Here is a 21,963-nt window from a genome sequence, read left to right as displayed (position 1 = left end):
GGGGCTCCTGGAGATGATGGTGGTCGGGGAGACAGGATTCGAACCTGCGACCCTCTGCTCCCAAAGCAGATGCGCTACCAGGCTGCGCCACTCCCCGACGCCGCGCCGCCTAGCAGCGTCCGGCCGCGTCCGCCAGCCTAGTGCTTGCGGTCGCTGCTATTGGTCGTCACAGTGACATGGGTTTTGTCGACCGCATTGTCGGCCTTGTCGGCGGTATGACGGGCAGCAGCGCCGGTCTTGTCGGCAGCGTTGGAGACCGCGTCGCCGGTCTTGTCGGCGGCATTGCCGATCGCGCTTCCAGCCTTGTCGGCGGCATCCTTGACGGCCGGGGCTGCCTTGTCCGCTGCGTCCTTGACCTCGTTGCCCGCGTCCTTGAGCGCCGCGCCGGCCTCGTTCAGCCCACCTTGCACGGCGTTCTTGTCGACGGAGATCACCGTGCTGCCATTGCCTTCGTCACGGGCCGAGCAGGCGCCCAGCGCCAGAGCCATCGCCACGCCCACCATCAGCTTGCCGTTCATCGTCTTGTCTCCCCTTGCAGGTTCGCCTGATTGTTGCTGCCCGCTTCAGCGCTCATCCTGGCCGCTGCGTTCCCTGCCGCCTGATCGGCCGCCGACAACAACTCGTTGCTGCCGGCGTTGCCCTGGTCACGGATCGGCTCGATGCTGTCGTCCTTCGACGAGCCACAGCCTGCGAGGAGCAGCAGCAAGGCTGGGCCGAGCAGCTTCACCGGCGGCGGCTCCGTGCGGCGGGCGCACGCTCGATAGGGCCGGCAAGGACCGCCAGGGTTGCTGTCCACGCCGCGACATTCTGCCGCAACTGCACAGGATCCACCTTGTCGAGCGTGTCGTCGGGCGTGTGATGATAATCGAAGTAGCGGGTGCCGTCCTGGCTCAGGCCGACGCCGGGCTGCCCGTCATCCAGTAGCGGCTCGATGTCGCTGCCATCGGCCTTGTCAAACGCCCCGGTGACGATCCCGAGCGGTGCCAGGGCTGCGCCGATCATCCGCGCTTCATCGCGCCGCTGCTCGCCAAGCTTGCTGGTGACCCGCCAGATGCGGTCGGCGCCGAAGTCACTCTCGAGCAGCGCCCAGTGCGGCTGCTGGCCGTAGCGCTTGCGGTAGTCCTGCCCGCCCCAGAGGCCGGTTTCCTCCGACCCGAACCAGACGATGCGGATGGTCCTCAGCGGCTGTCCCGAGTCCATGATCCGCTTGGCGGCGGCGGTCGCGATGGCGACGCCCGAGGCATCGTCGATCGCGCCGGTGCCAAGGTCCCAGCTGTCGAGGTGCCCACCGACCAGGACGGGAGCAAGCTTCGGATCGCGCCCGGGAAGTTCGGCGATGACGTTGCCCGATTGACCCTGATGCGTTTCGCTGACGAGTGTCAGGTGAAGCCGGACTGGCTGCCCACGCTTCAGGATCCGGGCGAGTTGCTCGGCATCGGGGATGCTCAGCGCGCCCGCGGGTATCGGAGTGGCGCCGTTGCCGAAGGTCTGCACCCCGGCATGCGGGTTGCGATGATGGTCGGTCCCGGCAGAGCGGACGACAATGGCCAGCGCTCCCTTCTGGGAAGCGACTGTCGGTCCCAGCCGGCGGGGCGTGCCGCCTGGACCATAGCTGCTGCCATCCTGCGTCGGCGCCATGTGGTGATCGACAAAGACGATCTTGCCGCGGACGGCCGAGTCAGGTGCGGCGCGAAGCGCATCCACGCTATCGAACGCGACGATCTCGCCACTGACCCCCTGGGGACCGGTGGATGCGCTGTTCCCCAGCGCGGTCACCGCCAGCTTCTGAGGAAAGGGCGCCAGGATCTCGGCACTTTCGGCGCCCCGGGTCCAGACCTGGAGCGGGAAGGTTTCGATCCGCACATTCTTGAAGCCCAGGGCGGTAAGACGGCTGACTGCCCATGTCCGCGCCCGCGCCTCCGCCTCGGTCCCATCGAGACGGGGCCCGATCTCCGTGGTCAGCCCCTCGACGATGTCCCACGCGTAATGGTCATTGTTGAGCGCATCGTCACGAAGGCTGGCCAGAGCCGACGGAACGACGATGGGCGCCGGCAGCGGCGCCGGCGCGGGTTGAGCGAACGCCTGGGAAGCGGCAGCAGCCATCAAGGCGGCGGTCAGATGCTTGATCATGGGCCTCTGACTAGTCGCGCCAGTCGCTCACAACAAGCGCAGCTGTTGCCCGTCGGGGGCACGGAACAGGTCGCGCCGGAGGACTGTACGGGTCGTGCCAAGACCGTAGCGCTTCACCGCTTTCTCGAACCGGGTCCGCAGCAGCTCGGCCCAAACACCCGAGCCGCGCATCCGGGTGAAGAAATTCGGGTCATTGTCCTTGCCGTCGCGCATGGAGCGGATGGTCGCCATCACCTTGGCCGCGCGATCGGGATAATGCTCGTCAAGCCATGCGCGGAACAGGGGCGCAACTTCGTGCGGCAAACGAACCGGTAGGTAGAAGCCACCCCGCGCACCCGCTTCGGCGCCCGCGGCAACGATCGACTCCAACTCATGGTCGGTAATTTGCGGAATGACCGGAGCCACCGCCAGCAAGGTTGGTACGCCCGCCTCATTGAGGGTCTTGATCGCGGCGATTCGCTTGCGTCCGGCGGGCGCGCGCGGCTCAAGCGTACGGCTGATCGCGGGATCGAGCGAGGTCACCGACAGCGCAACGGCGGCGAGCCCTTCATGCGCGGCCGGGGCGATCAGGTCGAGATCGCGAAGCACCCGGTCACTCTTGGTCGTGATGGTGAAAGGATGCCGGGTCTCGACCAACACCTCGAGGATCGAGCGGGTGATCTCCCACCGCTCTTCGATCGGCTGGTAGGGATCGGTGTTGGTTCCGAGCGCAATGGGCGCCACGTCATACCCAGGCTGGCTGAGCGCCGCATGGAGCAGCTTTGGCGCGTCGGGCTTGGCGAACAGGCGGCTTTCGAAATCCACGCCGGGTGAGAGATCATGATAGGCATGGGTCGGCCGCGCGAAGCAATAGATGCAGCCGTGTTCACATCCACGATAGGGATTGACCGAGCGATCAAAGCCGATGTCGGGTGAGCGATTGCGGGTGATGATCGACTTGGGCCGCTCCACGGTGACGGTTGTCCGGCGCCTGGTCACGCCGTCCAACGCCTCGACCTGATCCAGCCAGTCGCCCTCAGCCGTTCGCTCACCCAGGTTGAAGCGGGTGGGGGTGAGATTGCGGGTGGCCCCGCGGCCGGAGATCGACTCGGCAGGCATGGCATCGAATTACACCGGGAACAAACCCGGAACAAGTCGGCTCATTCGCAGCCGTATTGCATCCGCCACATGGTTGATTCCGAATTGTAACGCTTTAGCTTCAAAGGCTTGACCGTGATCAGCCGAACTCCCGAGGTCCGCACTGGTACCGAGCGGCTCAGCCTTGCCGAGGAGCAGCGCCGTGCGGACGACGCTGACCGCGCCCGCCGCGCCCGTCAGCCCCGCAACGGCTTTCCGCTCAGTTACCTCTTTCGCAACTGAACATCAGCGCCGGCTAGCGACCGGGAAAGCGGGCCACTTGTGCTGCGCCATCTCCGTCAGGCTCGGCGCCGGCCGCCCATCGAGCTGCTCATAGACCCACATGTTCCTGAGCACTGTGGGAATATAGAAGCGCGTCTCCCAGTAGGGCACGCTTTCGATCCACAGCAGGGGGTCGCCCCGGTCGTTGACCTGCCAACGGCCAACCGGAAGCGAGCCGGCATTGTAGCTGGCGATCACCTTGGGCAGCTGGCCCTGCGTCTCCGCCCGGTTTCGCATCGCCTCAATCCAGCGCTGGCCGAACTCCATGTTGGTGGCGGGATCGCGCAGGTCGCCTGTGGGCACGTTACCGATGCGCGCCAGCACGTTCATGGTCGAGGGCACGACCTGCATCAGCCCGACGGCACCGGCAGGGCTGATCGCCTCCGCCCGGAAACTGGATTCCTGCAGCGCGTGAGCCATCGCCAGCGCCGGGTCGATCCGCCACCCGCTGCGCGGACCCCACGACGGCTTGGGATAACGGGCTGCCGAGGGCACCTGCGCCCCAGCCGGGCCGAAATGCGCCAGATAATGCTGCGTCGCTGCCAGCTCCAGCCGGCGTGCGACGTTGATCAGCCCAAGCTGGTCGGCGGGACTCCCCAACCTGGACTGGAAGCGGAGGTACTGGCCGGCAAGATCACGCTCCCCTATCCGTGCCAGCTCGACCGCCCGCTGAACATTGGGCAGCGCCTCCACCCTCGGATCGACGGTTTCCGCCAGGGGCGGAAGCTTGGTATCCATGCCAAGCGAACGCCGCGCGATCATGCCGTAGAACGTCTCGTTATATCGCGCTGCCGCCCGCATCAGCGGGGTAACTTCGGCGGGATGCCGGCACGCCATTTCGGCCCGTGCCGCCCAGTAGAGCCCGCCAGCTCGGAGCGATGTCTCATTGGCGTCCCCGCCGACGACCCGAAACAGTTGCGCCGCTGAGACACAGTCGTTCTGCCGCCAAGCCGCGAGGCCCGACACCCAGGCATTCTGAACCGCCCAATCGCCGGTTGTGCCGAGGCGGCCTGCATCGGCCACGCGTCGAGCGCTCGCATCGTCACCGCGGACGTAATAGATCCATGCCACCCGCTGCGCCGCTTCGGCCCGCGCCTCGGGCGAGAGCAGGGCCGAGCGGCTGTTGACCAGCAGCTCGGCATTGAGTGCGTCATCCACTTTGACCAACGGGTCGAGCTCTGCCCGCAGCTTGTCGGCCTCGGGCTCACCAGTGACCGACCGCGCCCGGCTGCGGCGCGGTGCATAGCCAATCGGAACCACCGCGAACCGCTGAGCGATGCGTGGCGTGTCGATGCCGCCGCGCGCTTCGGCCATGCGCTGCAGCTGGTCGGCCTTGGGCAGGTCGGGCGCTTCGATCAACAGGTCATAAAGAGCGTCAAGGCTGACCTTCGGTGAGCCCTTGGCGGTGTACAGTTCGGCCCGTGCGACCGGCGTCAGGATGTTCCTCGGCAGCGCCGCAATGCCGGCCTGAGCCGCCGCCCACTGGTTCAGGCGAATGGCGTCGAACACTCCCCGCCAGTCCTTGGGCACGGCGACCACGACGGGCGAAGAAGGTGGCGCCTCCGCCGGCGTCGCGTCACTCGGCTCGCCCGGGGGCAACGGTGTCCGGACCGGCTCGGCCGACGGCGCTGCGGCGCCTGGTGGTAGCGGCGCGAGCGGATCGTTGACGGGCTGCGACTGCGCCATAACAGCGGCGGCCAAGCCAAGGAATATACTCATGAAACCTCTTCACTCATCAGCAACAGCAGGTCACGCCATGCATGGGCCTTGTGGGGCGGATGGCTGAGCAGCTGGCGGGGATGGAAAGTGACAACGGCGGGAATATGATCGACGCGATGGATCTTGCCCCGGGCTTGAACCAGACCTTGCCCGGTGAGCGCCTTTGCTGGACCTTCGCCCAGCAGCAGCAGCCGCTTGGGAGCGACCAGGCCGATATGCCGTCGAATCTCATTTCCGCACTCGGCCGCCAGTTGCGGGTCCAACCGGCCGGCGGGCGCGGGGAAGCAGGCGAGGGCGGCGACATAAACCTGGCCGGGCGTGAAGCCGATTGCGACCAGCATCTTCTCCGTCAGGGTCCAGGCCTCTCCGGTGATCGGGCGGCCCTGGCCTGAACCGTCACGCTCGGGGAGGTCCGAAACGATCATCAGCGGTGCCTGCGCGGGACCATGAGGCAGGGCCCGACCGGCGCCGGCCTGGAATAGCGGCAGGTCGAGGCCTTCGCGCAGCCACGCCTGATATTCGTCGAGACTGCCGATCGGAGTGCGCCCGGGCTCGGCGGCGACGTGGCTGACCGCGGCGGATGCCTCGATATCGTGAGACACGCCTTTTCGCAGCCAGTCGCGCGGAGCTTCGCCGACGGGCACGTCGACGCCGGCTTCCAGCCACCAACCCAGCAGGCTGGAAGCGAGCGCTTTGTCCACTACTGACTGATCCCCACCCGACACCCGCCAATCATACCCCTTGTCGCCATTGACGCCACTATCATCTGAAGGGCAGGGCAGGGGGAATGGCCGATGGCCCGCACGGATGGACGAAGAGCGAATGAGCGAACGCGAGTCGATGGAATATGATGTCGTCATCGTGGGAGCGGGCCCGGCGGGCCTGTCCGCGGCGATCCGGCTCAAACAGTTCGCGAACGAGGCCGGGCGTGAGCTCGGCGTGTGCGTGCTCGAGAAGGGCTCCGAAGTCGGCGCCCACATCCTGTCCGGTGCGGTGATCGATCCCCGTAGCCTCGATGAACTTCTGCCCGAATGGCGCGAGGACGAGAGCTGCCTGCTCAATCGGGTGCCCGTCACCCGGAACGAGCATTGGGTGCTGACCAAGCGCAAGCACTTCCACCTGCCGCACCTGATGATGCCCGGCTTCCTCGACAACAAGGGGACGTTCACGGGCAGCCTGGCCAACCTCTGCCGCTGGCTCGCCGGCAAGGCCGAGGAGCTTGGGGTCGAGATCTTCCCCGGCTTTCCCGCCGCCGAGATCCTCTACAATGACGACGGTTCGGTGAAGGGCGTTGCCACCGGCGACATGGGAATCGCGCGAGACGGCACTCGCAAGCCCGATTACCAGCCGGGCATGGAGATCCACGCCCGCTACACCTTCTTCGCCGAAGGGGCGCGGGGCAGCCTCACCAAGCAGCTCAAGCGCCAGTTCGAGCTGGAAAAGAACTGCCAGCCGCAGGTCTATGGAATCGGCATCAAGGAACTGTGGGACATCGACCCCGCCAAGCATACGCCGGGCCGGGTCATCCACACGCAAGGGTGGCCGCTCGGCGATGCATGGGGCGGCGGCTGGATCTACCATCAGGACAACCATCAGCTGTCGATCGGCTTCGTGGTCGCACTATCTTACAAGAACCCGCACCTTTCGCCCTTCGACGAGATGCAGCGCTGGAAGCATCATCCCGCGATCAAGGAGATGCTCGAAGGGGGGCGCCGTGTCTCCTACGGCGCGCGTGCCATCAACGAGGGCGGCTGGCAGTCGATACCCCAGCTCGCATTCCCAGGCGGTGCCCTGATCGGCTGCTCGGCGGGCTTCGTGAACGTGCCCCGCATCAAGGGCACCCACACCGCGATGAAGAGCGGGATGCTCGCCGCCGAAGCAGCCTTCGAGGCGATTGCGGCAGACCGGCGAGGAGACCTGCTCGACACGTACGAACCCTCCGTCCGCAACGGCTGGGTCGGTGAGGAGCTGCGCAAGGTGAAGAACGCCGAGCCGGCCGTTGCCAAGTTCGGCGCCACCATCGGCACGCTGGTGGCGGGCGCCGACATGTGGATGCGGCAGCTCAAGGTCGGCCTTCCGTTCGAGATGAAGCATCACCCCGACCATGAGACTCTGTGGCGCCGCGACATCGCGCCGCCGATCAACTATCCGAAGCCCGACGGCGTGATCAGCTTTGACAAGCTTTCCTCGGTTTTCCTGTCGAACACCAATCATGAGGAAGATCAGCCGATCCACCTCACCCTCAAGGATCCCACCATCCCGACGCGGGTCAACTTGCCGCAATATGACGGTCCCGAGCAGCGATATTGCCCGGCGGGCGTTTACGAATATGTGGTAGAGGACGGTGCCCCGAGGCTGCAGATCAACGCGCAGAACTGCGTCCACTGCAAGACCTGCGACATCAAGGATCCCTGCCAGAACATCAACTGGGTGACTCCGGAGGGCGGCGGTGGCCCGAACTATCCGAACATGTAGTCTTGCGGGCGCAGCGCTGGCAGTCGTGCTTTTCGCGGCGCCGGCGTCGGCCGCGCGCCTCATCACCTACCGGCCGAGCGCGATGACCCTGTTTGCCGGCGCCCGTGCCGCCGAGCTGCGAGGGGACAGCCGTCGCGCCGCCTCGCTCTACGCTTCGCTTGCGGCCGCCGATCCATCGAACAAGGTGGTTGCCGACCGCGCTGTGGGCCAGGCCATTGCGTCGGGCGACATGGCGCTTGCGCTTCGCCTCATCGGCAAGCGCGCGCCGGTCACTCTGGCCGTGGACGCCCGGCTCCTCCTGGCCGCTGACGCGCTGCGCGGCCGCCGGCCCGAGCAGGCGGTGCAAATACTCCAGCTCGACGCTCCCTCGGGCAGCCTCAAGTTTCTCGCGCAACCAGTCCTGGCCTGGACCCTGATCGAGCGGCGCGATCCGCGCGCTCAGCAGGCGATCGACGCCATCCCCGCCGAAAGCGTCGCTTCGCCGCTACGGGTCGAACTCGGTGCATTTGCCTTGCTTGCGCAGCGCAACACCGCCGCTGCCGATGTGCTGGCGCGCCGAGCCATCGACGCTGGCGGCGGACGGGCGATCGCACTCCGGCTTGCCTTTGCCGACGCCTTTCTGAAGGCCGGCGACCAGGCTCGCGCCCTTGCCTTGCTCGACACTGCAGAGCCTGCCGTCCGGCGAGCCCGTGCCCTCGTTGCCGCAGGACGCCGGCCGGGCACCGGCATCGAGACCGCGGCACAGGGCTTGGCGCTCATCCTTGACGCCCTCGCCCTCGATCTCAACCGGGAGAGCGGCCAGTCCCTGCCAATTGTTCTTACCCAGATCGCGCGGTTCGCGGACCCCGACAACGATTACCACCGCATTCTGTCCGGCTCGCTGATGAGCCAGGCCGATCGGGCCGACGATGCGCTTGCCGCCTTGCGGACCATCGATGATCGCAGCGTCTACGCCTCGCAGGCTCACGACGCTGAGGTCAATGCGCTGACCAAGGCCAATCGAAAGCCGGAAGCACTCGCCCGCGCCCAGGCCTTCGCGCAGGCACGTGATGCAGACTACACCGACTGGGGCCGGCTCGCGGACGCACTGGACGCTTCGGATCGCCAGGCCGACGCCGCCAGCGCCTACGCCCGCGCTATTGCCCTGCTGCCCGCTGACCTGCCGAACGCCTGGCAATTCTATCTGCTGCACGGTGCCATGCTGGAGCGGTCCGGCCGCTGGGATCAGGCGCGCGTGTCGCTGGAGAAAGCGCGGGCACTGGCGCCGCAAAGCCCGACCGTGCTCAACTATCTCGGTTATGCGCAACTCGAACGAGGTGAGAACCTCGACGCTGCCGAAGCGCTAATCTCGGAGGCTCATCGTCTATCGCCTGACGATGCCTCCATCACGGACTCGCTTGGCTGGGCGCAGTTCAAGCGCGGCAAGCTGTCCGAGGCGATCAAGACGCTGACCGAAGCAGCAACGAAGGATGCGACCGAGGCGGAGATCCACGAGCATCTCGGCGATGCCCTCTACAGTGCCGGTCGACGGTTCGAAGCCCGTAACAGCTGGAACGCCGCTCTCGTTGTCGCCGACGACAAGGGCCGGGCCCGAATCCAGTCAAAGCTGCAGTCAGGCCTTGGCGCAACCAACGCTGCGAAGTGACGTGAGCGACGTCGCCCGCTGGAGCGAGGTCGCGCCGGCCAAGGTCAACCTCGCGCTGCACGTGCGTGGGCGGCTTCCAGACGGTCGCCATGCGCTTGAAACGATTTTCGCCTTTTGCACGGACGGCGACCGACTGTGGGGTGAGCCCGCGCCTGAACTGTCGCTGACGATCACCGGTCCATTCGCTGCCATGCTCGATGACGGTGCAGACAATCTGGTCCACCGCGCCGCAACGGCTCTGGCCAGCGAGGCGCGGGTAGGTCGGGGAGCGCGGCTGGTCCTCGACAAGCGCCTGCCGGTCGCTGCAGGGCTTGGTGGGGGATCGGCCGATGCCGCGGCGGCATTGCGTCTGCTGACGGCGATGTGGAGCATCGATCCGGCCATCGCCGAACGTGTTGCGCCTGAACTCGGCGCCGATGTCCCGGCCTGCCTGCTGTCGCTGACAAGCCGCGGCACAGGCGCGGGCGACCAGCTCCAACTCGTCGATGCGGGCGTCGCGGACATGCCGGTGCTGCTCGTCAACCCGCGCCAGGCACTCTCCACCGGGTTGGTCTTCGCCGCTTGGGACGGGCAGGACAGGGGGCCGCTGGGCGACTGGCGCATGGGGCGCAACGACCTTGAGGCACCCGCCAGGAACCTCGTCCCCGCGATCGGACTTGTGCTCAATTGGCTACGGGAGCGGCCCGGTGCGCAATACGTGCGCATGTCCGGCTCTGGCGCCACATGCTTCGCCCTCTTCGCTGACGAGGCTGCGCGGGACGCGGCCGCGGCCGCTTGTCCCACCGCCTGGTGGCACCTCGCGAGCGTGCTTCGCTAGCATGCGCCCGATCCTGACCGCCGCTGCCATGCGCACTGCCGAAGAGCAGGCGATCGCGGCCGGCACCAGCATCGAGACACTCATGGGGCGTGCCGGGGCAAGCCTTGCCCTGGCCGTTCTGCGGTTCGCGGGCCCGGAGCCCACTTTGGTTCTCTGCGGACCGGGTAATAACGGCGGCGACGGCTATGTCGCTGCCCGCCACCTTGCCGCTGCCGGAGTGGATGTCCGCATTGCCGCCATGGCCGAGCCGGTCACGGACGTGGCGCGATGGGCGCGTGGCCTATGGTCCGGGCCTGTCGAGCGCCTTGAGAATGCCAAGCCGGCGAGCGTGTTGGTCGATTGCCTGTTTGGAACGGGTCTGAAGCGCGGTCTGGAAGATGTTGTCCAGCAACGTTTATGTGATCTTTCGCGCCGTTCGCAGCTGACCGTTTGCGCGGATCTGCCAAGCGGCGTCGAAGCGGACAGTGGTGCCATTCTCTCCGCTGTCCCAAAGGCCCACCTCACGGTCAGCTTCGGCGCTCTCAAGCCGGCACATCGCCTCATGCCAGCGATGGCGTGCACGGGCCGGCTGGTGCTCGCCGACATCGGCATCGCCGCTGATCTGCGCTGGCACGAAATCACCCGCCCCGAACTTCCGCCGATTGCTCCCGATGCCCACAAGTATAATCGCGGGCTCGTCCATGCCTTGGCCGGCAAGATGCCCGGGGCGATCGCACTCGCCGCCAGCGCCGCTGCGCGCACCGGCGCCGGCTATGTGCGTGTTTCGACCAGCCGCGTGATCGAGCATCTCCCTGCCGCAGTGGTCCAGACCGATACCGCTACCCTGGCCGATCCGCGCATCGGCTGCATCCTGGTTGGCCCGGGCATGGGGGACCTGCCACAGATCCTCACCTTGGCGCTCACCAGCCATGCCCCCAAGGTGATCGATGCCGATGGGATCGGGCAGATCGGTGAGCCCGAGCGACTGCGTGGCCAGGATGCGATCGTCACCCCCCATGCGGGTGAGTTCGCCAAGCTGTTCGGGGACTTGCCCGGCACCAAGGCCGAACAGGCGCTCGCCGCCGCCGAGCGCTCGGGTGCCGTGATTGTCTTCAAGGGTCCCGACACCCTCGTCGCGTCGCCCGACGGTCGGCTCGGTTTTGCCCCGCCGGCCCCAAGCTGGCTTGCGACCGCCGGCACGGGAGACGTGCTTGCCGGAATGATCGCCGCTCTTCGCGCGCGTGGGCTCCCTGCGTTCGAGGCCGCAAGCGCCGGCGTGTGGTTGCATGGTCGTGCCGCCGAGCGGGCCGGACCAGCGATGATCGCCGACGACCTGCTCGCGTCCATCCCGCTGGTCCTGTGAGCGAAACCATCGTCCGGATCGCCGCAGGCGGCGACGGTGTCACTGGCTCGGGACGCCACTTCGCGCTCGCCGCGCCTGGCGACACGATCGACGACACCGGCGCCCTCAGCCCTGGGCCCCACCACCAGGTGCCGCCATGCCGTCACTTTCCCGAGTGCGGCGGATGCCAGCTCCAGCATGTCGATGACGCGGCCTACAGCGCGTATCTGGTCGATCGCGTCGCCGGTGCGCTTGCCCAGCACGACCTCGCAACAGACATTCGCGACCCTCATCTGTCTCCACCGCGGAGCCGCCGTCGAGCCACGCTGCGTGCGCTGAGGGCAGGGAAGGGGGTCGTTCTCGGCTTCAACGCTGAACGCTCGCATCGCGTGATCGATATGCGCGAATGTCACGTTCTTCTCCCCGAGATGTTCGCGCTGGTGGCCCCGCTGCGCTCGCTGCTCGCGACGTTGCTCGGCCGTAAGGCAGCTGGCGAAGTGCGAATGACCCTTTGTGATCAGGGTGTCGACGTGGCGCTCAGCGGCGTGGTGGCAGAGGGCCTTGCCGCCGCGGAGGCGTTGACCGACTTTGCCGATCGCTATGCGCTCGCACGGCTCAGCCTCGATGAAGGCTTCGGCCCCGAGGTCCGCTACGAACCCAGACCCGCGACGGTAACCCTTTCAGGCACTCCCGTCGCGCTGCCGCCCGGCGCTTTCCTTCAGGCAACGGAAGATGGCGAGGGCGCGCTGGTCGCCGCCGTGCTCGACGCCGTTAGCCAGCCCAGCCGAAGCGCGGACCTGTTCGCCGGGCTCGGCACCTTCACGCTGGCGCTGCCCGGACAGGTCTATGCCGCCGAAGCGGCGCGCGACGCCGTGCTCGCGCTTAAAGCGGCGCGACCAGGCCAGCCGGCCGAGCACCGCGACCTGTACCGCCGGCCGCTCACGGCTGAAGAACTGGCCGGATTTGACTCTGTCGTGCTCGATCCGCCACGCGCCGGCGCCGAGGCCCAAGTGCGCGAGCTTGCCGGTTCGATGGTGCCACGCCTTGCTTACGTCAGCTGCAATCCCGCGACCTTCGCCCGCGATGCGCGGCTGTTGGTGGACGGCGGCTTTGCGCTCGACTGGGTCAAGCCGGTGGGCCAGTTCCGCTGGTCAACCCATATCGAACTGGCCGCCGCCTTCAGCCGTGGAGCAGGCTGATCGTCGCGTGCAGCGTCAGGGCGGCGAGGCACAGGGTCGAGAGCATGAACAGCGCGAACCTGACCCGAACGACGTTGCTGGTCGCCTGCACCAGGCTGTGAACGATCCTGATCGCCACATACGCCCATGCCAAAGCGAGGTTCAGCGTCATGTGATCGCCCATGGCGACCAGGGTCAGCACGATGGCATAAAACAGCGTGGGCTGTTCATGAAGATGCGCGTAATTGTGGGCCGGCCAGTTCACCTTGCCCGGCACTGCCCGCTCCAGATCGACGCCGCGGCTCCCGGGCGGCGGTTCGATTCCGGCGCGCTTCAACGCCGGCAAGCGCGTCGCGGCCAGCCACACCAGCATCAGAAGGGTCCAGATCACGAGGGCTACCACCGGGCCCAGCAACGGATTGTGCATTGGATCGAACTCCCCCTTCTTGCCCGCTTCAAGCGGTTCTGGTCATGACTGAAGCGAAACGACCGCTGACGCAAGCATGACAAAGACTTAAGTAACAGCCTGCCGACCGTGCTCGTAAACTTGGAGCCACATGCCCGAACGCAGCGTCTTTCACGATCCAACCGGACGGCGGCGCAAGCGCTTCACGCTTGCCGCCACCCTGTTCGTGCTTCTGAACCTGCTCGCCGCGGCCGCCCTGTTCGCCTCCATCCGCCTGCTCCCGGCCGAGCCGCCGCTGCCAATCGCACTGGAACGTGGCAAGCCGCTCCCGCCTCCGCGCCAAAGCCTGCTGCGCCGGACCAGCCTCAGTATCGACCACGCATTCCAGCGTCTGCTCGGAACGCGGCCACCCAGCGCGCGCAGGGTCGGCGCACTACCCGCCGCGAGCGCCGCGGCGGCACTCGGCCAAAGGGTGAGCGTGGGTTTCTACACGCCGTGGGACCCCAGTTCGGTGGCCTCGCTCAAGCAGCATGTCGATGATCTCGACTGGCTCGCACCCGTATGGGTGACCGTGAACGGCCCGGATCATCGCCTGCAGGCCCTGCCGGACACTGCCGGACGTGCAATCATCAACAGTGCAGCCCACCGGCCGCTCATCCTGCCCGTCATCCAGAACGCCGCCAACGGTCTGTTCGACGGACCGAACACGGCCCGCCTGCTCGCCAGCCCCATGCTTCGCAAGCAATTGCTCGATCGGCTTGAACCGTTCCTCGTCGCGAACCACGCCTCGGGAATGCTGTTCGACCTCGAGGAGCTGGATCCCGCGGCACAGGCCAACTTCCGCCTGCTGCTCGGCGAAGCCAGGAAGCGCTTTGCCGCCCGCCACTGGATCATCGCCATGGCGGCTCCGGTCGGCGCCGATTGGAACCTGCGCGCTTTCGCCCGGGTAGCGGACCGCATCTTCCTCATGGCCTATGACGAGCATAGCAATGACGGCGAGCCTGGCCCGATTGCCTCGCAGGTTTGGTGGGCCAACCAGGTCCACGCCGCCTTGCTCCAGCTACCGCGCGACAAGGTGGTCGTGACGCTCGGCAATTATGCCTACGATTGGCACGGCAAGGGCGGTGAGCCGCTGTCGGTCGAGGAAGCGTGGCAGGAGGCTGCCGAGAGCGACGCCGTTCCGACCTGGGATCAGGCGAGTGGCAATTCCACCTTCGCCTTCGATGATGAGCAGGGACAGCGCCACACCGTCTGGATCCTCGACGGCGCGAGCGCCTTCAACCAGCTGAGCCTGCTCGAGCGGGCAGGGGTCCGCAACGTCGCGCTCTGGCGTATGGGCGGCGAGGACCCGTCCATCTGGTCCGCATTCGGCCGATCCGGCAAGCGCCCGCTCAACGCCGGCGCACTGCAATCCTTGCCCGAGGTCAGCAATGTCGACGTCGAGGACAATGGCGAGATTCTCCGCATCGCCTCGCTGCCTTCCCCTGGGCGGCGGCAGATCACCGTCGGACAGAACGGGCTCATCAGCAACGTCGCTTTTCAGCAGCTGCCAAAGCCCTACACCATCAGCCGCACCGGCGCCCGGCCAGGCCTTGTCGCACTGACGTTCGACGACGGCCCCGACCGGCGCTGGACCCCTCGCATTCTCGATATCCTGAAAGCCGATCACGTCCCTGCGACGTTCTTTATCGTCGGCGAGAATGGGCTGACCGAATATGGGCTGCTCCGGCGGATGATCGCGGAAGGGCATGAGATCGGCAGCCACACCTACACTCACCCGAACCTGGCGACCGTCGGCAGAAGCCGCACGCTGTTCGAGTTGAATGCGACCCAGCGGCTGTTCCAGGCTTTCACCGGTCGTTCGTTGAAGCTGTTCCGGGCACCCTATTTCGGCGATGCCGAGCCGACCACCGCGGACGAAATCGGGCCAGCACTCGAGGCGCAGCAGCGCGGCTACATCAGCGTTGGCCTGCACGTCGACAGCGAGGACTGGCGCCGTCCCGGGGTTCCGGCGATCGTTCGCAACGTCGTCGATGGCGTGCTCAGCGCCAATGCCGAGCGAAGCGCCAATATCGTCCTGATGCATGACAGCGGCGGCGACCGCGCCGAAACGATCGCCGCACTTCCGCAGATCATCGCCCAGCTCAAGGCGCGCGGTTACCGGTTCGTGCCGGTGTCGGAACTCGCTGGGCTTACCCCCGCGCAAGCGATGCCAACCCTCAGCACTGCTGATCAGGCAACCGCGCAATTTTCCCTGTTCCTGTTTCTGGCTCTTGGCTTCCTGATCACCAGCCTGGGCGTGCTCTTCGCCGTGGCGCTGGCCCTCGGCGTGGCGCGAGCGGTGGCGCTGAGCGGCCTGGCGCTGCTCAACGCCCGCCGTGAGCTCGCGCGAGTGCGCCCGCCGATCGATCCGGCAACCTTCGTCACGGTTCTGATTCCGGCCTACAATGAGGAAGCGGTGATCGAGCGCTCTGTTCGCACCGTCCTCGCCAGCACCCACGTGCGCCTCGAAGTGATCGTGATCGACGACGGCTCGAAGGATCGCACCTCCGCCATCGTCCGTGAGCAGTTCGGAAAGGAGCCGCGGGTTCGCCTCCTGACCCTCGAGAACGGCGGCAAGGCCCGCGCCTTGAACCAGGGTCTTGCCATCGCCGGGGGCGAGGTCGTCATCGCTCTCGACGCGGATACGCAGTTCGAGTCGACGACCATCGCGCGGCTCGCCCGCTGGTTCGCGGCAGACCCCAGGCTTGGCGCCGTCGCGGGCAATGCAAAGGTCGGCAATCGGGTCAATCTCGTCACCCGCTGGCAGGCGCTGGAATATGTGACTGCTCAGAACCTCGAGCGGCGCGCCCTGGCCTGGCTTGGCGCAATGACCGTGGTGCCGGGCGCGGTGGGCGCCTGGCGCCGTGCGGCGATCGCCGACGTCGGTGGCTACCCTGCGGATACGCTCGCTGAGGACCAGGACCTCACCATCGCCGTCCAGCGTGCCGGCTGGCAGGTCACCTACGATCAATCCGCCGTCGCCTGGACCGAGGCGCCCCACACCATCAGGCAACTCGCCCGCCAGCGCTTCCGCTGGGCGTTCGGCACCATCCAGTGCCTGTGGAAGCACAAGGGTGTCATGGCCACCGGCGAGCCGCGCGGTTTGGCGTTCATCGGACTACCTCAGGCCATCCTCTTTCAGCTGCTGTTTGCCCTCGTCTCGCCGCTGATCGACCTCGCGCTTATCGTCAGCGTCACGACGACTGCGCTGTCGATCCACGATCATGGGCTGACCTATGTGCAGGGCGACCTCAGCCGGATGGCGACCTTCTGGCTGCTGTTCGCCGCGATCGACCTCGTCGCGGGACTGATCGCCTTCGCACTCGAACGGCGCGAGAAGTGGCGCCTGATCGTGTGGCTGCTGCCCATGCGCTTCGTCTACCGGCAGATCATGTATTATGTGGTGATCAAGGCGACCGTGCAGGCGCTGCGCGGGCCCAAGGTGGGCTGGACCACCGTTGCCCGCCGCGGCTCCGTGGAGATGGCTCCCACGGCCCCGCGGCGGGTGCTCGAACCGTCAGACTAGGCGAGCAGGGCGAGGGCGGCGAGCAGGATCAGGCCGAACAGCGCAAGGCTCGCCAGGAAGAACAGTCCAAAGCGGTACCTGACGATGTTCGACGTCACCTGCACCAGGCTATGCGCCACCCGCAGCACGACATATGCCCAGGCGAGCCACACTGCCACCCGGCCTTCCGCGCACATCACCATCAGCAGCAGGCACACCGCGTAGAACAGCGGCGGCTGCTCCAGCAGGTGGTTATAGTTGTGCGCCTTCCACTGCACTTCCTTCGGCAGCACCTCGTCCAGAGTGCTGCCAGTGCCGCCGCGCAGGCCCTTGAGGTCGATCCCGGCCTTCATCATGGCCGGGATGCGCGTCAGGTACATCCAGAAGAAGATGACCATCGTCCAGCCGAGCAGTGCCAGCATCGGCGCTGCAAGTGGTGCTTGAGACATGAAGAAACCCTCCCCCGAATGGCTCCGGAGGAGGGTTGTTCATTTAGTTACCGAAAGCAAATCCGGCTTAGTCGAACAGCTTGGCGAATGCCCGTTTGGCGCGGGTCTTCCAGTGCCCACGATGGTAGGCGTCAGAAGCCAGCAGCGGCAGTACCGACGTCGCTTCAGCGAACACCATCTGTTCAAGCGCGGTCGAAACCTTGCCCCAGCTCGCCGCTTCCTGAAGGGTCGAGGAAGAACAGGCGCCGTCGCGCACGTCCGCGACGGTAATCTGCACGGCATACTTGTGCACCTCGACATCGTCGTGGCCGAGGATCTCCGCACAGACGACGGTGTCCTGTGTGAAGTTCTTCGGCACGCCGCCGCCGATCATCAGCAGCCCAGTAGTGCCCGCCTTGATCTTGATGTCCGTCAGCTCGCGGAAGTCCGCGATGGCGTCGAGCACCATGTACGGCTTTCCTTCCTTCATCCGGTCGACCTGGTGCTTGACCAGCCCGAAGCCGGCCGAGCTGTCGACGAACGCCGGGCAGAAGATCGGCACGTCATGCTCGTAAGCGAGCTGGACGAGGCTGCCTTCCTTCTTGGCGTTGCCTTCGCTTAGCCACTTGCCCATCTCGCGGATGAACGCGCGGCTGGAATAGGGCTTGGGCTCCAGGCTGTCGGCGATCCGGCCGATCGTGAAGTCACAGTCCTGCAGCTGCGTCTCGTCGATGTAGGTGTCGTAGATGCGGTCGATGTAGAGCGAGCGCAGCGTGTCATCGTCAGGGATTTCAAGCGCTTGATAGTGCTTGTGGCCAAGCGCTTCGAAGAAATCCATGTCGACGATCGATGCGCCGGTGGCGACGATGGCGTCGACCATGTTGGAGCGGACGAGCTCGGCATAGAGATCCATGCAGCCGCCGGCCGAGGTCGAGCCGGCGATCACCAGGATGACGGAGCAGTCCGGGTCGGCCAGCATCTGATTGTAGATGCCGGTCGCGCGCGACAGGTCGCGGCTGGTGAAGCTCATCTTGCCCATCGCATCGACGATCGGGCGGGCATCGAACTTGGTGATGTCGATGTGCTCGACCGTGCTCGACAGGAGCTCGGCCTTGCGCGTGTCGTTGATCTTGGTCTCGGTGTTCATGTCCAACTCCAATGAGCCCCCTCCCGCATGGCGCGGAAGGGGGTCATAAACAGCGGCGTGTCGTTCACATCGGAGGGGACAGCCTCACCCTCCATTACCGCTCACCGCCTTGGCAGTGAGCGTATTGAGTTACAGCTTCACCACGTTCGAGCGCTGATCCTCACGGGTCACCGCAGCGTAGAGGCTGGCCATCGGTTCATCGGTGACGATCACCGCACTCGCGGTCGCCGACCCGAAGCCGTTGAAACCGGTTCGCATGGCCGACCCGTAAGCGCCGAGCATGCCGATCTCGATATAGTCACCCGCCTGAACGTCGGCTGGCAGCTCAAACGGTCCCGCCATGCGATCGAGGTCGTCGCAGGTCGGCCCGTAAAAGCTGAATGGCATCGGGCGGGTGTCCGACTCCGGCTCACGAACCAGTGCCACCGGAAAGCGCCAGGCGATGTGCGCCGCATCGAACAGCGTCCCATAGGCACCGTCGTTGATGTACAGCTCGTCACCGCGGCGCTTTTCGACCCGCACCAGGACGCTGGCATATTCCGCGCACAGCGCGCGACCGGGCTCGCACCATAGTTCGGCCGAGTAGCTGATCGGCAGCTTCTCGAACGCTTCGTGGATCACGGCGAAATAGGTTTCGAGCGCCGGCGGCTCCATTCCCGGATAGGAGGACGGGAAACCGCCGCCGACGTCGACAATGTCGACCGTAACCGCCGCCTCGACGATCGCGTTGCGGACGCGTGCCATCGCCTCGGCGTAAGCGGCAGGGGTCATCGCCTGGCTACCGACATGAAAGCAAAGGCCGAGCGCGTCCGCCGCCTGGCGAGCGGCCATCAGCAGCGCCTTCTGCTCGTCTGCCGCGGCGCCAAACTTCGACGCGAGGCTGAGCTTGGCATGCTCGCTCGACACCCGGAGGCGGACCAGCAGGTTGAGGTCGGTAGCCGCCACACCCTCGGTCGACGTCGCCGACACGATCTTGTCGAGCTCCTCCATGCTGTCGAGGCTGAAGGTCTTCACGCCATGCTGAAAATAAGCCTCGGCAATCGCTTCCTCGGCCTTGACCGGGTGCATGAAGCACAGGGTCGCTTGCGGCAGCGTGCCCGCGACCAGCCGCACCTCGCCAATCGACGCCACGTCATAATGCGTGACCCCGCCGTCCCAGAGCACCTGCAGCAGGTCAGGGGAGGGATTGGCCTTGACCGCATAGAGCGAACGGCCCGGAAACTTCTCCACGAAGAAGCGGGCGGCACGGCGGGCGGCATGCGGACGAAGAAGCGTGACCGGCTGCACCGGCTTCGACTTCGCGATTTCGGCCGCACCGGAAACAACGGCGGGTCCGAACGGGGCGGACGCTAGCCCCAGCGCGCGATGATGCTTGTGCAACTCAAGGGACCTCCAAATGCCTCGCGGCAATCATTGACGAAAAGCTGCCTTGCGGTTGGAAGTCCCATGGGGCAGCGGAGGCGCGATATATGGGGGGGGTCCCCTTAACGCAACATTTTTGTCGTATCCTTTTTTGCATAGCGGCCACGCTTCGTCGCTGCCCGGACACACCTCGGCCAAGTTCATGAATCTACAAGAGAAAGATGTACTGAAGTGACGATTGATCGTGACTCGATTGTGGCAGCGGCGCAGCGCCTCGGCGGGCTGGTCGAGCGAACCCCGCTACTCGAAGCAGATCTTCCGGGGGGACGGGTCTGGCTCAAGGCCGAATCCCTCCAGACGGGCGGCAGCTTCAAGCTGCGCGGGGCAACCAACCGCCTCCTCCAGTTGAGCCAGGCGGAGCGGCGGGCCGGTGTGGTCGCCTTTTCGTCCGGCAACCACGCTCAGGGCGTCGCCCTTGCGGCGGCGCGCCTGAACATTCCCGCGATCATCGTCATGCCATCCGATGCGCCGGCACTGAAGGTCGCCGGCACTCGCGCGCATGGGGCCGACATCGTCTTCTATGATCGCGCCACCGAGGATCGCGTGACCATCGCGGCAGCCTTGGCCGAGCAGCGCGGCGCCGTCCTCGTGCCAAGCTTCGACGATCCGGACATCGTGGCCGGCCAGGGCACCGCCGGGCTTGAAGTGGTGGAGCAATGCCCGGAGCCCGTGCGACGCATCCTCGTCTGCACCGGAGGCGGCGGGCTCGCCGCCGGTATCGCGCTGGCGGTGCCGCAGGCCGACATCGTGTGTGTCGAGCCGAAGGGGTGGGACGACATGGGCCGCTCACTGGAAAAGGGCGCGATCGAGCCGGTCGGCCCCAACCCGCCACCAACCCTTTGCGACGCGCTTCAGACGCCGCTCGTCTCGCCAATCACCTTCGGCATTCTCGCGCGGAGCGGTGCTCGCGGGGTTTCGGTCAGCGAGGAAGAGGTCAAGGGCGCAGTGCGCTGGGCCTGGGAGAAGCTTCAGTTAGTCGTAGAGCCTGGTGGCGCGGTGGCGCTCGCCGCGCTGCTGGCCGGCAAGGTGCCCATCGAGAATGGTACGGTGGCAACGCTGTCCGGCGGAAACATCGACCCCGCGCTGCACCTCGCAATCGTCAGCGGTAGCGTCGCTTAAGCTGCCGCGGTCCGATATTCGCCGGGGTTCACGTGAGCCGGTGAACTCCGCTCAATGCTCCGGGTCAGTTCTTCCAGCTCGGCTGCCAGCGTTTGAAGCTCTGCCGCCAGAGCCTTAGGATCGACTTGCGCCAGATTTGACGATGCATCGAGCAGCGTATCGAGCATCATCGCGATGCACGGCAGGATGGTTTCCTCGATCCGGTCGAACGCCTCGGTGAGGCGCGCCTGCTGTTCGCGCACGTTCATGAGCGTGCTAGTTAACCTGAGCGAGTTAAGAAATTGCCAAGCAGGAGGGGGCGTTGAGCGGAATATTGGCGGCGATCTTCTCGGTGGCGGTGATCGCCGCCTTTATCCTACTGGCCTTTGGCATCCGCCTGACGATCGGACCCGAGCACCGCAAGAACGGCGCCCTGATGATCATCGCTGGTGCCGTGATCCTGGTGAACGTCCTGATCTGGACGATCTAGCGGCGTCCGACCGGCGCCTTGGGCAGCGGCTGCGCCAGACGCATGTCGACGTAATCCTCGACGAGTTTCATGAGGACATCCATCTCGTTGGCGAAGAAGTGGTTCGCCCCCGGGATGGTCTCGTGGTGGATCGTGATGTGCCGCTGGGTCCGAAGCTTGTCGACCAGCTTCTGCACGGCGGCCGGCGCGACGACCTCGTCGGCCTCGCCCTGCACGATGATGCCCGACGAAGGGCAGGGCGCCAGGAAGCTGAAGTCATACATGTTCGCGGGCGGGGCGATCGAGATGAAGCCCTTGATCTCCGGCCGGCGCATCAGCAGCTGCATTCCGATCCATGCGCCGAAGCTGACACCCGCGACCCAGGTCTGCTCCGCTTCCGGGTGGATCTGCTGGACCCAGTCCAGCGCGCTTGCCGCGTCTGACAGCTCGCCGACACCATTGTCGAACACGCCCTGGCTCTTGCCGACTCCGCGAAAGTTGAATCGCAGGGTGGCAAAGCCGCGCTTCACGAATGCCTGGTAGAGCAACTGCACCAGCTTGTTGTTCATCGTGCCGCCCGCCTGCGGGTGGCTATGGAGGATCAGCGCGACCGGCGCGCGCGGGCGCACCCCCGGATGAAAGCGGCCTTCGAGACGGCCCTCGGGCCCGGGAAAGATGACTTCGGGCATGACCCTCTAAACGCTTAAGGTGTGACTATGATGTGGCCGCGCCTATATAGGCCGGGTTCATCAACAGGCAATCG

Annotated in this window: 21 protein-coding genes and 1 tRNA gene; 9 read left to right on the top strand and 13 right to left on the bottom strand. The window is 66.1% G+C overall.

Going from position 1 to position 21,963, the window contains the following annotated elements; translation table 11 throughout:
• Window positions 1–20 precede the first annotated feature (20 nt).
• The 5 genes from M8312_RS04015 to M8312_RS03995 all read right to left on the bottom strand — a co-directional run bounded on the left by M8312_RS04015 (window position 21) and on the right by M8312_RS03995 (window position 3,228).
• Window positions 21–97, bottom strand: a tRNA-Pro gene (locus M8312_RS04015).
• 40 nt (window positions 98–137) lie between these two features.
• Window positions 138–518: a hypothetical protein gene (locus tag M8312_RS04010; protein WP_250119094.1), complete on the bottom strand. Its 381-nt coding sequence runs from the start codon at window positions 516–518 to the stop codon at window positions 138–140.
• Window positions 515–727, bottom strand: a complete 213-nt coding sequence (locus M8312_RS04005; RefSeq protein ID WP_250119093.1) for a hypothetical protein — start codon at window positions 725–727, stop codon at window positions 515–517. The genes M8312_RS04010 and M8312_RS04005 overlap by 4 nt, the downstream gene beginning before the upstream one ends.
• Window positions 724–2,130, bottom strand: a complete 1,407-nt coding sequence (locus M8312_RS04000) for a M28 family peptidase (protein WP_250119092.1) — start codon at window positions 2,128–2,130, stop codon at window positions 724–726. The genes M8312_RS04005 and M8312_RS04000 overlap by 4 nt, the downstream gene beginning before the upstream one ends.
• Window positions 2,131–2,157: 27 nt before the next feature.
• A complete protein-coding gene (locus M8312_RS03995) occupies window positions 2,158–3,228 on the bottom strand; it encodes a PA0069 family radical SAM protein (protein ID WP_250119091.1) in 1,071 nt (356 codons plus the stop codon).
• Window positions 3,229–3,342: 114 nt separating this feature from the next.
• Between M8312_RS03995 and M8312_RS03990 the strand changes: the two genes are divergently transcribed.
• Window positions 3,343–3,489 carry a hypothetical protein gene (locus M8312_RS03990; RefSeq protein ID WP_250119090.1) on the top strand — a complete coding sequence of 49 codons (147 nt, stop codon included), beginning with the start codon at window positions 3,343–3,345 and terminating at the stop codon, window positions 3,487–3,489.
• 3 nt (window positions 3,490–3,492) lie between these two features.
• On the opposite strand, the gene M8312_RS03985 is transcribed toward M8312_RS03990, so the two are convergent.
• Complete coding sequence (locus M8312_RS03985) at window positions 3,493–5,247, bottom strand: lytic transglycosylase domain-containing protein (RefSeq protein WP_250119089.1); 1,755 nt, start codon at window positions 5,245–5,247, stop codon at window positions 3,493–3,495.
• Entirely contained in the window at window positions 5,244–5,948 is a 705-nt protein-coding gene (locus M8312_RS03980) for a uracil-DNA glycosylase (protein ID WP_250119088.1), read from the bottom strand. Before M8312_RS03980 ends, M8312_RS03985 begins: the two co-directional genes overlap by 4 nt.
• Window positions 5,949–6,069: 121 nt before the next feature.
• Here M8312_RS03980 and M8312_RS03975 point away from each other — a divergent pair, with 121 nt between their 5' ends.
• Genes M8312_RS03975 through M8312_RS03955 form a run of 5 tightly spaced genes read left to right on the top strand, consistent with a single transcriptional unit; the run spans window position 6,070 to window position 12,704 of the window.
• Entirely contained in the window at window positions 6,070–7,722 is a 1,653-nt protein-coding gene (locus tag M8312_RS03975) for an electron transfer flavoprotein-ubiquinone oxidoreductase (RefSeq protein WP_250119087.1), read from the top strand.
• Between the two features lie 25 nt (window positions 7,723–7,747).
• Complete coding sequence (locus M8312_RS03970; protein ID WP_250119086.1) at window positions 7,748–9,367, top strand: tetratricopeptide repeat protein; 1,620 nt, start codon at window positions 7,748–7,750, stop codon at window positions 9,365–9,367.
• 1 nt (window position 9,368) lies between these two features.
• Window positions 9,369–10,184, top strand: a complete 816-nt coding sequence (locus M8312_RS03965; protein ID WP_250119085.1) for a 4-(cytidine 5'-diphospho)-2-C-methyl-D-erythritol kinase — start codon at window positions 9,369–9,371, stop codon at window positions 10,182–10,184.
• A 1-nt stretch (window position 10,185) separates the two neighbouring features.
• Window positions 10,186–11,526 carry an NAD(P)H-hydrate dehydratase gene (locus tag M8312_RS03960; protein WP_250119084.1) on the top strand — a complete coding sequence of 447 codons (1,341 nt, stop codon included), beginning with the start codon at window positions 10,186–10,188 and terminating at the stop codon, window positions 11,524–11,526.
• Complete coding sequence (locus tag M8312_RS03955; protein WP_250119083.1) at window positions 11,523–12,704, top strand: class I SAM-dependent RNA methyltransferase; 1,182 nt, start codon at window positions 11,523–11,525, stop codon at window positions 12,702–12,704. Before M8312_RS03960 ends, M8312_RS03955 begins: the two co-directional genes overlap by 4 nt.
• Here the strand turns inward: M8312_RS03955 and M8312_RS03950 are convergent.
• Window positions 12,685–13,110 carry an MAPEG family protein gene (locus tag M8312_RS03950; protein ID WP_250119082.1) on the bottom strand — a complete coding sequence of 142 codons (426 nt, stop codon included), beginning with the start codon at window positions 13,108–13,110 and terminating at the stop codon, window positions 12,685–12,687. The genes M8312_RS03955 and M8312_RS03950 overlap by 20 nt on opposite strands.
• A gap of 130 nt (window positions 13,111–13,240) precedes the next feature.
• Between M8312_RS03950 and M8312_RS03945 the strand changes: the two genes are divergently transcribed.
• Window positions 13,241–16,657, top strand: coding sequence for a trifunctional glycoside hydrolase family 18/polysaccharide deacetylase/glycosyltransferase family 2 protein (locus M8312_RS03945; RefSeq protein ID WP_250119081.1), 3,417 nt, complete (start codon window positions 13,241–13,243; stop codon window positions 16,655–16,657).
• Here the strand turns inward: M8312_RS03945 and M8312_RS03940 are convergent.
• The 3 genes from M8312_RS03940 to M8312_RS03930 all read right to left on the bottom strand — a co-directional run bounded on the left by M8312_RS03940 (window position 16,654) and on the right by M8312_RS03930 (window position 19,591).
• Window positions 16,654–17,085 (bottom strand): MAPEG family protein, encoded by a 432-nt coding sequence (locus M8312_RS03940; protein WP_250119080.1) that lies wholly within the window; start codon window positions 17,083–17,085, stop codon window positions 16,654–16,656. The genes M8312_RS03945 and M8312_RS03940 overlap by 4 nt on opposite strands.
• 67 nt (window positions 17,086–17,152) lie before the next feature.
• Window positions 17,153–18,211, bottom strand: a complete 1,059-nt coding sequence (locus tag M8312_RS03935) for a 1,9-bis(guanidino)-5-aza-nonane synthase (protein WP_250119079.1) — start codon at window positions 18,209–18,211, stop codon at window positions 17,153–17,155.
• A 129-nt stretch (window positions 18,212–18,340) separates the two neighbouring features.
• Window positions 18,341–19,591 carry a type III PLP-dependent enzyme gene (locus M8312_RS03930; RefSeq protein WP_250119078.1) on the bottom strand — a complete coding sequence of 417 codons (1,251 nt, stop codon included), beginning with the start codon at window positions 19,589–19,591 and terminating at the stop codon, window positions 18,341–18,343.
• A 213-nt stretch (window positions 19,592–19,804) separates the two neighbouring features.
• Between M8312_RS03930 and M8312_RS03925 the strand changes: the two genes are divergently transcribed.
• Window positions 19,805–20,752, top strand: a complete 948-nt coding sequence (locus tag M8312_RS03925; protein ID WP_250119077.1) for a threonine ammonia-lyase — start codon at window positions 19,805–19,807, stop codon at window positions 20,750–20,752.
• Here the strand turns inward: M8312_RS03925 and M8312_RS03920 are convergent.
• Entirely contained in the window at window positions 20,749–21,000 is a 252-nt protein-coding gene (locus M8312_RS03920) for a hypothetical protein (RefSeq protein WP_250119076.1), read from the bottom strand. The genes M8312_RS03925 and M8312_RS03920 overlap by 4 nt on opposite strands.
• Before the next feature lie 53 nt (window positions 21,001–21,053).
• On the opposite strand from M8312_RS03920, the gene M8312_RS03915 reads away from it, so the two are divergent.
• On the top strand, window positions 21,054–21,221 hold the full coding sequence (locus tag M8312_RS03915; protein WP_250119075.1) for a hypothetical protein: 168 nt from the start codon (window positions 21,054–21,056) through the stop codon (window positions 21,219–21,221).
• Here M8312_RS03915 and M8312_RS03910 read toward each other — a convergent pair.
• Window positions 21,218–21,889: an alpha/beta hydrolase gene (locus tag M8312_RS03910; RefSeq protein ID WP_250119074.1), complete on the bottom strand. Its 672-nt coding sequence runs from the start codon at window positions 21,887–21,889 to the stop codon at window positions 21,218–21,220. The genes M8312_RS03915 and M8312_RS03910 overlap by 4 nt on opposite strands.
• Between the last annotated feature and the right edge of the window lie 74 nt (window positions 21,890–21,963).

The organism is Sphingomonas sp. KRR8 (assembly GCF_023559245.1).
Lineage (GTDB): Bacteria > Pseudomonadota > Alphaproteobacteria > Sphingomonadales > Sphingomonadaceae > Sphingomicrobium.
The sequence above is the reverse complement of the archived record's forward strand: the minus strand, read 5'-3'. Positions and strand labels throughout refer to the sequence as shown.